The organism is Paenibacillus sp. P4_A7, assembly GCF_056402455.1.
Genome location: NZ_JBFUHJ010000004.1, coordinates 1 through 13,966, shown reverse-complemented (window position 1 = coordinate 13,966; position 13,966 = coordinate 1). Strand labels below are relative to the sequence as shown.

General features: G+C 44.9%; 8 protein-coding genes. 2 read left to right on the top strand and 6 right to left on the bottom strand.

Annotation, left to right across the window (positions count from 1 at the left end; genetic code table 11):
• Positions 1-2 precede the first annotated feature (2 nt).
• Together mscL and AC1DWN_RS01090 are read left to right on the top strand one after the other, a co-directional pair.
• Positions 3-485 (top strand): large-conductance mechanosensitive channel protein MscL, encoded by a 483-nt coding sequence (mscL, locus tag AC1DWN_RS01095; protein WP_477557104.1) that lies wholly within the window; start codon positions 3-5, stop codon positions 483-485.
• Positions 478-1,113, top strand: coding sequence for an NUDIX hydrolase (locus tag AC1DWN_RS01090; protein ID WP_477557103.1), 636 nt, complete (start codon positions 478-480; stop codon positions 1,111-1,113). The genes mscL and AC1DWN_RS01090 overlap by 8 nt, the downstream gene beginning before the upstream one ends.
• 726 nt (positions 1,114-1,839) lie before the next feature.
• On the opposite strand, the gene AC1DWN_RS01085 is transcribed toward AC1DWN_RS01090, so the two are convergent.
• From AC1DWN_RS01085 to AC1DWN_RS01060, 6 genes are all read right to left on the bottom strand, one after another.
• Complete coding sequence (locus tag AC1DWN_RS01085; RefSeq protein WP_477557102.1) at positions 1,840-7,242, bottom strand: CBM96 family carbohydrate-binding protein; 5,403 nt, start codon at positions 7,240-7,242, stop codon at positions 1,840-1,842.
• A gap of 53 nt (positions 7,243-7,295) precedes the next feature.
• Entirely contained in the window at positions 7,296-9,470 is a 2,175-nt protein-coding gene (locus AC1DWN_RS01080) for a glycoside hydrolase family 88/105 protein (RefSeq protein ID WP_477557101.1), read from the bottom strand.
• Positions 9,471-9,492: 22 nt separating this feature from the next.
• Entirely contained in the window at positions 9,493-10,368 is an 876-nt protein-coding gene (locus AC1DWN_RS01075) for a carbohydrate ABC transporter permease (RefSeq protein WP_477557100.1), read from the bottom strand.
• Positions 10,369-10,380: 12 nt separating this feature from the next.
• Entirely contained in the window at positions 10,381-11,310 is a 930-nt protein-coding gene (locus tag AC1DWN_RS01070; protein WP_477557099.1) for an ABC transporter permease, read from the bottom strand.
• 79 nt (positions 11,311-11,389) lie between these two features.
• Positions 11,390-13,030, bottom strand: coding sequence for an extracellular solute-binding protein (locus AC1DWN_RS01065; protein ID WP_477557098.1), 1,641 nt, complete (start codon positions 13,028-13,030; stop codon positions 11,390-11,392).
• A 243-nt stretch (positions 13,031-13,273) separates the two neighbouring features.
• Positions 13,274-13,966: helix-turn-helix transcriptional regulator (locus AC1DWN_RS01060; protein ID WP_477557097.1), on the bottom strand; the 693-nt coding region annotated here is incomplete at its 5' end.

Sequence of the window (13,966 nt, the reverse complement as noted above, 5' to 3'; positions counted from 1 at the left end):
TCATGAAAATCGTCAAGGAATTTAAAGAGTTTGCTATGCGCGGCAACGTTATTGATCTGGCTGTCGGGGTCATTATCGGAGGCGCATTCGGCAAAATAGTTACTTCAATCGTTAATGATATCATTATGCCGCCAATTGGAGCCATATTAGGGAAAGTAGATTTTACGGAATTGAAAATCTATCTTGTACCTAAGGAAACCGTAGAGAAGGCTAAGGCGGCCGCCAATAGTGTAGAGCAATTGAATCTGCTGCCAGCCATCGCGTATGGTCAATTTATAAATGTACTTTTGGACTTTGTCATTGTAGCATTCTGTATCTTTATGCTTGTTAAATTTATTAATGTACTTCGTCGTTCGGAGAAGGTTGAAGAGAAAAAGGCAGATCCAACGGAGAAGGAATGTCCGTACTGCTTGTCCCAGGTACCTATTAAAGCTTCACGCTGCAAGCACTGCACATCTCAGCTAGAAGCTGTTCAGCATGGCTGATGAACGATTCGACATTTATGATGAGCATCTTACACCAATCGGAACTGCCACACGTGCAGAAACACATGCCAAGGGTTATTGGCATCGTTCCTTTCACTGCTGGCTGACACGGCGTGAAGGGAACCGCCGATTCGTACGGTTCCAACTGCGACAAGCCGGTAAAGATACAAATCCGAATTGCTTCGATATAACGGCTGCCGGCCATTTGTCAGCAGGAGAAACTATGCGCGATGCGGTACGGGAGCTTGAAGAAGAACTCGGCATCAAAGCCGAGTTCGAGCAGCTTATACCGCTCGGACAAATTCGCGAGCAATGCATTGGCGAAGTGAACGGCGTCCCTTTCATCGATCGTGAGGTTAGCGATGTTTTCGGCTTCGTTTGTGACCTGCCGCTAACCGAAATGAAGCTGCAGCCCGAAGAAGTGGCCGCTGTTTTTGAGGCTGACCTCGACGAGTTAATCGCGCTTTTTGAAGGAGCTTTGGACGAGGTGCATGTAGAAGGCGTTTCACTTTCCGTGGAGAGTGACGGTTTAGTGCAAGTACAGCGCGTCGTACACGCGAATCAATTCGTCCCCCGCGAGCACGCTCACTATTCAAGTGTCCTTCGGGCATTACTGGGCTGTTCGTAAAAGACGCAACAGGATTAGGCTGTACGTTCGGACGGCCTTGTACGCCCCACGCTTGTTCCCAGTTTCGATACCACATATCGATTAATCCATGAATATTGTGAAATTCAGTATTGCGCGGCGCAAGGTCAAAGTCATTCAGCTCTGGCTGATTGTACAATTGCGCCGCCATTTCATGAAGACAGCCATGCAGCCTCGTTTCGATAAAACTTCCAAGCTCATCTTCCGTTGCGAATGATCGCGGATTAAATTGAACCCTTTGCTCCGCCGCAGCATCATAGCAGTTCGTACGGCGTATGCCATCAGGAATCTGACTCCAGCCCGCAATAAGCCTTGGATCATAACCCATCTCATTGTGCCAATTATGCACTCGGTTTATATAATCACGGTGAAAACGCAAAAAACGTTGCCCATAGCCTGGCGGCGGCACACTTCCCGGCACTAAGTGATACGTATGATGCCAATTTTTATGCTCCTCTAACAACGCTGGCGGAAAATTAGGTATTCGAGGCATCTTCAATCCCCTTCCTGCTTATTCTTCTCTTTAGCTTAATTCATCTATAATATGCGACTACGTCAGCCTCTGTGATATCTGTCCTAGATCCATAAACAACGAAAAGGACCATCCTAAATGAATAGGACAGTCCTTTTATATCAGATTACTACAAGATAATATCTCTTGCCCAAAGCACCCAGCAGGCCCGGAGATCACTCTCCGAGCCACTTCATTCATTGTGCTGAACTGGAGTCGGAGTCGATCAAGTGTTGAGCGTCTCGCAGAAGGTATGCTGYCGCTTCGCTCGAAACATGATTTCCATTTTGTGCACGCACTTTATTAACGAATGATACCAAATTTTCTTGTTCCAATTTTTCAAGCAAACTATTGGTTATTTCGACATCATCGATTTGATGATCGCTTGTAAAACGTGTGACTAAAGCCTTTAAGGTGTCGATGCTTGTTGAAGTTTCGAATGTAATGATTTGACTCATTTCGTTTCCGGCCATATCGCTTGCTCTTACGACATACGTATGGACACCAAGCGGCAGCGTATATAGAGCAATCTCCTTCCCTTGTTGTACTTCATTCGAATCCAACGTTACCGTTACCGTGTCAGGATCTACACCCGACAACGGATCATTCAACTCGATTACAGGCGTAACATCCACGGAATTGAGATAGGTGCCATCTGCCAACCCAGTTACCGTAATAGCAGGTGCGACCGTATCCAGTTTGACGCTGATGTTTTTCATCTCTTCCACATTGCCCGCTTTGTCCGTAGAACGATAGTGAATCTTAGATTGAGAACCATGATTAAGGGTAACAGCATCCGCATACTCTTCCCATACGTTACCACCATCCAAACTGTACTCTGTCTTCGCTACACCAGACAAGTTATCTGCCGCATGCAAGGTCACTGTAACCGCGTTGACGTACCATCCATTCGCTCCATCCGGTTGAGCCGGAGTAACGGAAGCTGTAGTAACGGGAGCGTCCGAGTCAACGTCAAAGGAACGGATCGTTCTGCTTAGCGATCCATGGGAGATGACAATCTCCCCAGAGTCCCATTCAGAAGACATGTAATTTTCACCGTTAATGGTGCTTACAGCGTCATGTGACTTGTAGGCGTTGAAATCAACCGGCATACCATCGATCTCTCTTACATCGGAATTATAGTCCAACTTGATCAACTTGCCATTCAACCCTTGGTACTGGACGTAATATCCGTTGTTAATGACATAAGTAATCGGATGAGCGACCTCATTGGCCAGAATGGCTGTGATGAAGTCATCGAACGTTCCGGAAAACTCTGCTGGATCTACCACTTCCAAGACAAATGCCGTATTCTTCGAATTAATTTTCGCCTCGATATCCGCCCATCTCCCGGATTTCGTCCAGCTATACTGAGCGATATCGTTCACGACACCATCCTTTAGCATCTTAACTGCGGCATACACGTTATTTTTTCTGACGAATACCCAGCCCTTGTTTTCTACAACCTCATCCAAATACTTTCTGGGAATCCAAAAATGGCTGAACTGCGCATAGTTCGTTATTTTATGCATGCCAAGCATTACGTTTTCTTCTTGAAAATATTTGTAGGTCACACTTTTGTAGTCACCATTCCAATAGGCATGAGGCGATCCTGTATCTGTTTCATTCAAGCCTGGATGACTGTCGAAAATAACCGTATCCATCGATTTCCCGAATGTTAGAGACCACGGAATATCCTGAAATCCTTGGAAATCTTGGCTGGTAAAAGGTGCAACCTCCTGTTGGACTATCGAACCCAATGTATATTCTGGTGTCACATGGGTGTACTTCTTCAGAGTTTCCGTCTTGTTCCTAGTAGGGATGTCCGGAATCGTATAAACAGCCTTCTGTTCCTTATTAGTCAGTCTCTTGTTTCGATCCCGGGCAAGAGCATACAGCACATCGGATGGTCTGTATGTGCTTATTGGCAGCAACCCAGCCTGTACATTGACCTCCGCATAGTCTTCATCCACATCGACTATAGCAGTATCAAATAGAAAATCCACAACATAATTGGAATGACCATACAACATAGTTTTCGGTGAATTGACATAGGTTCGACCATGAGCGCCACCCATATTGGCGTCTAACGAATCAACTGCCATATCTGCCATCAGATAGTCTAGCATATCGAAAGCCATATTTTTCACAGTTTCATCTTTGGAAAAGGTATACAGCATGGATAAACCGCCAATATCAATTCCGTAATAACTGATAGAGTCAAACTCCCCCATACCCGTCTTCAGACGAGAATTCATCCAGTCTCGCAAATATCCAGTGAACATCGTCTGATTTTCCAATCCTGTCTTTCCGTTCCACATCATCGCATCCGGCCAAAGTTCGCTAACGAGGTAGCCGCTGGCAAAATAAATGAGCTGATGATTCTCGGACATAAATTCCGTCGGGTTGGAATAATCAATCTCCTGTAACAAGTGAGTCATTCTCTGCCATACCGCATCGGAAACATTCACTCTGCCGTCAAGCATATTATAGAGAATCAACATCTGAGCAAAGTAAAAATCCGCTGCTCCATTTGCTCTGCCGTTTGGTCTTCCCTCATCCCAAATCACTTCGTCTATCATCCAGTTGACGGCATCATCATAATTTCCCTCTTCGGGATTTAACATCATTTTCCCGAAGATTTCAGTTAAGTACATAAAATGCTTGGCGTAAGGAGGACGATCAGACTTTTCGTACGCGCTTCGCAATTTATATAGTAAATTTTCTTGTCTGATTGCCGTGCCGCCTTTGACATATTCCAATTCTGGAATTGTTGGGACTGCTCCAGTTATTGTTAGAGTCAGATCAATCGGCAAATCATGATAAGCGGCCTGAATGGTTACAATGTCTCCTGCGGATGCATTCGTTTTAAACCGGAACGTATCTCCGCCAAATAGTTCCGCTTTGTCAGCACCTGACTTGATGGTAAAGGTTAGCGCCGGATCTTTTGTGATGTACTTCGTTTTTCCTGCGGCATAATGAGCTTTAATCGCGGTCAACTCTGCCAAATCAACGGTATCGTAAATGTTTACTTCCAAATCCGATTTATCTGCCGTAATCGAAGAATGCTCTCCCTCTGCGAGAGATCCTCCTTCCAGCTTTCTGATCCGGATGTCATCAATGTAGACTACGCAATTCTCTGCTCTAAACGCAAAGCCGCCACTCATATCTGTACCAGAAGCATAGTACTGAACCACATTATCGATAGAAAAGATATACTGATTACTGATCGCTTTCGCGGAAAAAGTATGCCAATTGTCATCAACAACATTTACTTTGGGTCCCGGTGAAGTGCCAATTCGCATGTAATTATCATCATTATCGTGCAGTATCCGGTAAACAAAAGGAAAACCGCCCTCACCCAAATATTCATTCTGAATTGCTTTACGACGCATCAGTACTTCGAACGCAGTATTGTAATCTTTCAGATCAATCATGGGAGTAACGATTTTGATCTTACCTTCAATCTCATAATTGGTCCAATCTTCGTCTCCCATCAGTCTGCTGACGCCATTTGCCAGACGGTAAACTTGATTGCCGGTTCCATCATCGACCAAATCCGCCGCTGGCAACGACAGCAATTCGGGATAGGACACGGTTCTCAGGCCTGGCAGCCCAAATGTTTCAAGAACATCCCCACTTTTTACCGTCAGTTTAGCTGTATATATCTTTACCTTATACGGGTTCATGACATCTGCTGCTGCAACGGTAATCTCATATGCACCCTCGGCTGTGGGAGTCAGTGTTCCCGCTGCCTGATTAAAACCAAGTGAGGCAGGCAGCGAACTGAAAGTCACTTTATCATTGGGTATGACCGTATAAGAATATGCCGAAGTATACGCCCTTACTTCAAAGCCCGTCGTTTGGCCGGGAGCGACAAGCGCATCCTTAATAAACAGTTGTATTCCCCGAGCTGTGTGTAGTTTCGTTATTTTAAGTTTGTCAAAATAGGCTTTCGTATTCTCAGTCTGCAAATATGCTTTTCCTTTGGTTAATGTAGTCAAATACTTGCCTGAACTTACGATATCGACACCGGACATACTGTCATTTTCTCCGATGAGCGTGGTCGTGCTAACTCTCTTCACACCGTCTGGAGAATTAATGTTGAAAACCAGATTATCAAACATCGATGATGGCGAACCGTCATACGGATATTGGGAAATGAGCCGATTGCTAATCATCGCCGACATTTTGACATAGGTATCATTAAAGCTGCGATTAGTTTTATTAAGTGTTTCTGTCTCGATTGAACTGAACGCTCCGTAATACCACTCATTTAACGAGTTGGCATTGTTGCGGGCAATGCCGATTCGATCTCGATAAGCTGGCTGGTTTGCGTCATATTTGTGCGTACTAGCATTGTATTTCAGCGTATCCATATAACGAAACACATAATCTCTGTTGTCACCGCTGTTCCGCAAATGAAACGAAATTCCCCCATTGCTACCGGCGTTACTGTTTAACTGCTTAACATCCGCATCAACCATATATTCGGAATCCGCATCCGAATTTCCATAATCGCCTTCAATATCCAAGGTCCGTTTAATTCCGCCTATTCCATCAATCATCAGCGCATGGTTGCCCGATCCATCTTCAACAACAGTTATAGCCGAATCGTTAGACGGTACAAAGGATGGCGTATCCCCCTCGAAATCTTCATTAACGACTACTTGGCCGGCAACCCGGATCGGCGATTCATCAAAGTTATTGATGTTTAGCGCTGCGGAATGCCTCAATCCTCCGAAAACAGCGTATACTTGAGCTGTGCCGGCACCAAGGCCCGTAATCTTTTTCTTTGTGGTATCCACTCGAATTTTATCGGGTTGTTCAGTCGAAACTGAAGCATTATCCGTCACATCCACCTTTTTGCCATCAGCAGTACTTGCAACTATGCGGTATTCCGTCGCTCCGCTTACATTAATATTCCGATTGGTCAGCACTAGACGAAGAGACGTGAATGTGCTGTAATTTTGGGCAGTCATAATCAGTTCCGGTTTCATGGTCGATTCTTTGGAAAAGAAGTTGACATGACTTTCAGAGGAAGCAGCACTATCGATGGCCAGCATAAAGGCCGCTGTCCGATCTGTCATCTGGCTGTTCATAAATTCAGTAACATCGAACTCCACAACGGTGTCGGTGCTTGTAACATTAATTTGCTGAAGCAATGTACCCGATATGGGTGCATTATTCCAGGTAATGCTCCCTTCCTCCCAGTCTTCATCTGTATCAGTTAAACCATAGATACTTACGGTGCGGCTTGCATCGGTTCCCTTTACCTGAATCTGAATCTTTAATTTCGCTTGTTGTACGGCATTATCCAGAAAATCTGAAATATTGAAACGTAAAAAAGCTTTGCGGGAATAGGTTGAATTAGTATCATTTTTCACATCGAGGGTGCTGGCGCTCCCATAATTCGTGTCCGCAAAAGTCCCGCCGCGAACTGTAGCATCTGAAACAGGATAATAATTGACAACAGCTGCCTGCACTTCATTGACCTCCATTCCGGGCACACCTGGAATTCCAGATATACTTAACAAGATCGTAATGACTAGAAAACAAATAAAATTTTTTTTAGTTGACCGTATGCTAAATCCCTTCAAGCCGTCCATCCCCTTTCAAAATGGTACCGAGTAAAGATTTGCTTTCGGTTTTTCTATTTCATTAGTAAGATCATTTCAGCCGCTGCCAGCAGAACAATGCCTGTACCATGATCATCATTGATATAGGTGGGAATATCGAAATAATAGGAAGATTCCTTTGCGCAACCTGAACCGAGACATACTCCATATACATTCCCCTCAGCGTCTACACAATGATGCATTAGAGCAAGCCAACCTTTATTCACCACCTCCAAATATTCACTTCCCAGCCATCCCATGCGAATTCCTCTGGCAAGAGACAATACAAACATTGCGGTACAAGAGGTTTCCTCATATGAAGCGCTCTCATCCAACACCTGATGCCACATTCCAGATTCGTTCTGATAAGATGCAATACCAGCCACCAGTTCCTTAAACAATTGAAGAAGCAAATCACGCTCCGGATATTCACTTGGGAGGTTGAGCAGTAATTCTGTCATTGCAAAAATGACCCATCCGTTCCCCCTTCCCCAAGGTACTCGACTGTTCATATCTTCCAACGGATAATAAATATGGGCATACAAGCGTTTTTCCGGCATCCATAGCTGTCTATGGAAACCTTTTGCTTGACGAATGACCTCATCAAAATAACGGGTATCCCCCTTCAATTGACCCACACGAACGAGAAATGGACAGCTCATAAAAAAATCATCCGCCCACATCGTTTCTACCCGATAAAACGTACCGTCATGCATCCGAGGTACGTCATTCATGACGGCATTGCCTATTCGATCAATTACCGGTAGCATGGATTCGCATCCTGTGCGTTTATAGGCTTCGATAAACATAACGCCGATCGCGCCGCATGGATCAAGCTCCTCCAACCGCTGAGCGCGCGGAATTAAAGACGGCACTCCGTAGCGCTTGGCATCCCAGAGCGCATAATCATGATACTGGGTCATGACAGCCATGCTATCCGTTGCATAACGAATCACCTCGGTTGACCCTATCGTTTCGGCCGCTTGCAACAGCCCGTACAGTCCAACCTGGATGGCATAAAACCATTGGCCAAAAAAGAAGCCGTCCAAATAAGGTCTGACAAAGGTGTCAGGAGATGAAAGCTGCCAGTAAGCTTTAGCCTCACCTTCATCTATGACATACAGATGTTCAAAGCCAATTGGAGCCCTTTCTATAGCAAAACTCTGATCCAGCAGTGCTTCCGCTTCCACTTCCGAACTGCCAAATGGCCCTATATAAAGCCAACGTGCGTCATCCCCGCGCTTGGAGTCAAGTTCGGGTACTCCATCCGCCCTCTGCCCGGTCACAGTATCTGTTATTTCCGCCTTAAATCCCCATCTGCTAGCCTCAGTGTGACGAACACATTTAATAAGCACTTGTCCACGTGGGTTAGTTGAAACAACCTCGATTTGAATCTGACCAGCAGCAGTTGAACGATACACCTCCATACCATCAATCCAAACTTTAATCCCACCTTCATGCACGACATACAACATTAGGGAAGCGTTATCATTTTTTGAATAATAAGTCATTCCATAAGCACAAGCAGTATTCGGACCGTACATTTCTGTAAAATCCGCGAACTGATGCCCTGTCTGTGCAGAAATAGCTGGCTCCCACGAGGAGAACTGACCCGACAACGCTTCTGCTTCAAGATTTAGTAGCATTTGACTGCCCCGCTCGCTGGCCTCCGGAGCAAAAGGACCGATGTAGGCAAATCCTTCCTCACCTTGCAGCACCCACTGCGGAAACGTTGGACGTGTTGAAAATAAATAGTCTTTGGCCCACATTCCCGGATACCTCGGAAATGCAATAATAAGATCGAATCCAAAGCGATGGCGATCCCTTACACATTGCAGAAGCAGTACATTCCACCCTCGCTTCATCTTTATGGGAATCGTCTGTGTGTCAGCGTACATCTCACCGTTGACCCACAGCTTCGAGTTGCCTTTTGCAGTAAGTATGACATCCTGCTCTCGGTCGACATGAAATCGGGCTGCAGCATAAGCAATGGAGCCTTCCTTCGCGTCAGGCCAACAAGCCGTAAAATCGGCTTCATACGGTCCGAATGGAGTTTTCTGTTTGATGGGCTGTTCCATGTAAGGACGCAGCCGAATCGTTTTTCGCGAACGAGTCTCAAGCATCCGCTCCGTTACGCAAGCGATCACTCCAGCAGGATCTGTAACCCCTGCCTGAAATATTGACTTCCCCTGGTCCATTTTTTCATTCATGGGCTTACCTCCCTCGTATTCTTTATCCTTTTAACGCTCCGATCATCATGCCTTTCACAAAATACCTTTGCAAAAACGGATAAAGGGCTAAAATCGGAACAGTAGCGACGATAATGACAGCATATTTGATCGTCTCAGCCACTAATCCTTTATCGAATGAATCCGTTCCGACTAACATTGCTTCGGTATTGTTTTGCACTAGGATTTCCCGTAATACAAGCTGCAGTGGATACAAATCTCGATCGCGTATAAAGAGCATCGCGTTAAACCAGGCATTCCAGTGGCCGACTCCATAATAAAGCACCATAACAGCTAGGACGGGTAGGGACAGCGGCAAGACGATTTTGAATAATACAGTCAAATGTGTAGCCCCATCCATTTTTGAAGATTCTATTATCTCCTCCGGTATGTTCATAAATGACGTTCGCATCAATATTAGATTAAACGTATTGACAGCTGTCGGTATAATGAGTGCTAACAACGTGTTGTCCAGATGAAGACCTTTGACCGTCAAATAGTAAGGAACCAAGCCGCCGCCAAAGAACATTGTAAACACAATGATCATCATAATGGGATTGCGCCACAACACATCATTGCGGGACAAAAAATAGGCGCCGAGCGAAGTCATAAACAAGTTGAATGTAACTCCGGTGACTACAATGATAATTGTATTCAAGTAACCGCTCATAATCATCTGGTTTTCTAGCACCAAGTTGTATGCTTCAAGCGAAAAGCCGGCCGGTTTCAGCAGCAACCCCTGATGGGCCAAATAATCTGCTGGATTGCTTAGCGATGCGAACAATACATACAGGATTGGATAAGCGGTAACTAATGAAAGCAGCAAGAGTATTAGTACATTTGCGACAATAAATCCTCTTCTGCTGATGCTTGTTTTCACTCTGTCTTCCTCCTACCATAAACCTGATTGATTAATTTTTTTACTGAGCCAATTCGCTCCGATAAGTAATATAAAATTGATGGTGGAATTGAACAAACCTACAGCAGAACTGAAGCTCCATGCGAATTCTTGCAAACCTTTCCGGTAAACATAGGTTGAGATAACGTCCGCGGATTCATAAATGGCCGGATTGTAGAGCAAAATGATTTTCTCATAGCCTACACTCAAAATGCCTCCAACTTTTAAAATGAGAAGAATAATGATCGTTGGAGCAATTCCTGGAAGTGTAACATGGAGCGTTTGCTTCCAACGTCCGGCGCCATCAATCGTGGCCGCCTCATACTGCTGCGGATCAATGGAGCCCATCGCAGCTAAATATATAATCGATCCCCAACCGATCTCCTGCCAAATCTCTGAAGATACATAGATGGGAACGAAATAGCCCGACTTATTCAACATCGTCTCTATGTCACCACCGAAAAAAGCGATGATCGTATTAATAATTCCAGTATCGCGAGTAAAATCGATGATCAGGCCGCACACCACGACCAGTGAAATAAAATGTGGCATGTAAGTAACCGTTTGGATGAACCGAGAGAAAAAGCGGTTTTTAACTTCATTAATCAACAAAGCCAAAATTATCGGGGCCGGAAAGCCAAAAACGAGTGAAGTCAAGCTAATGACAAGCGTATTTTTAAGAATGCGCCAGAAATAATAACTGTTGAAAAATTCTTGAAAATGTTCGAATCCAACCCAAGAACTTCCCCATATGCCTTTGGTCGGCACAAAGTCTTTGAAAGCAATAATTGCACCGTAGATTGGCATATAATGAAAAATAATATAGTAAAGGAGCACTGGCGAAACGATGAGATACAATGAATAGTTTTTCAGCCAGTCCTTGCGAATTTTACTGCGCAGTGTCTCACGGACTTGCACACTCATACTTACACCTTCTCCCTGTTTATAGGCCGGGATGGATAATGTAACTAGAAAACCATCCTCCCGGCCGACAGCTATAATGCTATCTATTGTTGTATCGTTCCAGCGCAGCCTGTTGCATGCTGATCGCTTTTTCAATCCCTAGCTTTTTCATTTGCTCTACGTATTTGTCGAAATTGCTGATCGGTTCCGAACCCATAATGAATTTAAGTAACATTTCATTCTCATAGGTCGTAACTTCATTCATAATTTTTGCCATCTCACCCTGCTGCTCGGTGGTAACAAAGATTGGCGGAAGGAAATGCTTCGCCGCATCCGTATTGATCCATGTCGCTCCCGCTTCTGCCTGTACCGGAATCATTGTCTGCAAGATATCCGGATTCTGAATGAACGGCCCCATATCATGCGACAACGTGTATTGTGCCATCGCCTGGCTAATCGGCAATTTGTCGGGATTGTTAATGATCAGATCGGTAAATACAGGATTATCGTTATCCATCGTGTAACTTATGCCTTCAATACCGAAGTTGGCGAGCCGCATCCCCTCTTCGCTGTACAGATAGTCCAAGAATTTAGCAGCCGCTTCTTTATTCTTGCTATTGGCTGAAATCGCCGCCCCGAAACTAGTGAATGGTAAGGAATATTGTCCAAACTGCGGTTGTTCCCCCTTATTCAATACTGGATACGGAGCGCCGATGACCTGGAATTTGGGATCCTTGTCCTTCATAGTCGTCGTCCATTTCGCCACACCGCTGGCTGCACTGGCAACGGTTGCGCCTGATTTGCCATTCATAATGTTGGCATCCACCGTTTTCGTATCCAGTGTGGCGAAGTTATTGTCGAGCAATTTTTCGGAAAACCACTGATTCATCGTAGTAAGAAACTCTTTGTACGCCGGTTCAATCGGTCCGTACTTAACCTGTCCTTCATCCGTATAGAAGCCTTTGGTAGTCCCGTAGGCACCGATAAATGTTCCCCATGACAGAACAGCCTGAATATTCCAATATGGACTAAACGGAGCTTCCGCCCCTTTCTTTTCTTTGAATGCCGTAAGCATCGTATGCCATTCGTCCATCGTCGTCGGTACCTGAAGCCCTAGCTCGTCTAACCAGTCTTTACGAATAACCGGCCCCGCGGAAACGAGCAACTTTTCATCACCGCGAATGAATGGGAATGAATAGTAGCTACCTTCATCTGTCTTGACCATCTTGTCAATGTCCGGATTATCCTGCAAATACTTGGACAAATTCGGCGCTTGCTTCGGCTGCAAATCGTTCAACTTGGCGATGACACCATCGGAAATCGCTTTCTCCGGACCTCCGGGGTATTGGGTCCAGTTGTACCAAATGATATCAGGCAGGTCACCGGAAGCAATCATCAAATTAAACTGTTCATTTTCAGTGCCAGCTGCAGGATGAATGAATTCTACTTCCACGCCTGTACGTTTTTTTAGTTCTTTTGCAAATTCCGTTTCCGCAAGATTTTTGAAATTAGCCGATGTATTTGGAGCCAACGGGAGCCAATATTTCAGTTTTACCCCCCCGCTAATCGGATATGTTGCCTCCCCTTGCGAATTTTCCTGAGAAGCCTCTGACCCAGCCGTATTCTCGGGATCTTTCTCCTCGCCTACTGGATCATTCCCTTTCGCGCACCCTGCCGTTGTTAYGATAAGCATGGCCGCAGCAACGATTAGCAGAAACATACTCTTTACACGTTTACTCATTGTTAGCCTCCCCCAAATTTTTTACTGTAATTTTGCAAAGTCGACGTCGACACTCATAAGTTTAGTCACGATATCTCCGAACCGATAGAGACAGAACCTAATAACGGGGGACATTATCTCAAAAACGTTATCCCTACAGGAAAAAATAAAACTGCTACGAGGGGACAATATCTAGAAACAAGGGGCTTATTACGAAAAAGAAGGCCATCCAGGAGTTACTGGCTGACCTCTTGTCGTTTTGAATTATTCAATCGTCTCTGAATATTTGCCTGGTGTAACCCCTTCATATTTGGCGAAAACGCGGCGAAACGTACGAACGTTGGCATACCCGACCATCAGAGCGACGGCCTCCATATTCATGCCCTGTTCCTTCATAATTTGTTTCGCCTGCTCTATGCGGTATTTTCCGATAAAATCCAGAAGTGACACTCCTGTACCATCTTTGTACAGCTTCGATACATAGGCCGGGTGCATATCGATTTGTTCAGCAATGGAAGCAATGCTCAGGTTAACATCATTGTAATTGACCGCTACGATATCAGTAACTCTTTGAAGAACGTCATTCGCCCGTTTTCCTACCTGCTTCTGCCCTACAGAATCGCAAATACTGCGTAATATATTTTTTAGCTGCTGCTTCATTTCACTAACCGTCTGGCAACCCAGCAGTCGGTCAATCGGATTAAGTTCTTCCAAGAAAGCATTATCATAGATAGCACTTATTCCATTAATTGTTTTTATCATCGTACCGACAAGATCTACAAAAAGACATTTGGCAAGTTTGAGTGGAAGCTTGCGCTGCTCTAGATTGTCCTTAAATACTTCGTCTATAATCGCTTCGGCAGTACCATAATCGCCTACCTTGATACAATTCATCAACGCCTGTTCTTTCTCAAGCGGATAATAATACTCGCCATTGGCATAGGGCAGCTCCATAGC

What these genes read in the sequence shown, in the direction of transcription:
- AC1DWN_RS01090 (WP_477557103.1), top strand. Translation starts at nt 478, where the DNA reads ATGGCTGATGAACGATTCGACATTTATGATGAGCATCTTACACCAATC.
- AC1DWN_RS01080 (WP_477557101.1), bottom strand. Translation starts at nt 9,470, where the DNA reads ATGAATGAAAAAATGGACCAGGGGAAGTCAATATTTCAGGCAGGGGTT.
- mscL (WP_477557104.1), top strand. Translation starts at nt 3, where the DNA reads ATGAAAATCGTCAAGGAATTTAAAGAGTTTGCTATGCGCGGCAACGTT.
- AC1DWN_RS01070 (WP_477557099.1), bottom strand. Translation starts at nt 11,310, where the DNA reads ATGAGTGTGCAAGTCCGTGAGACACTGCGCAGTAAAATTCGCAAGGAC.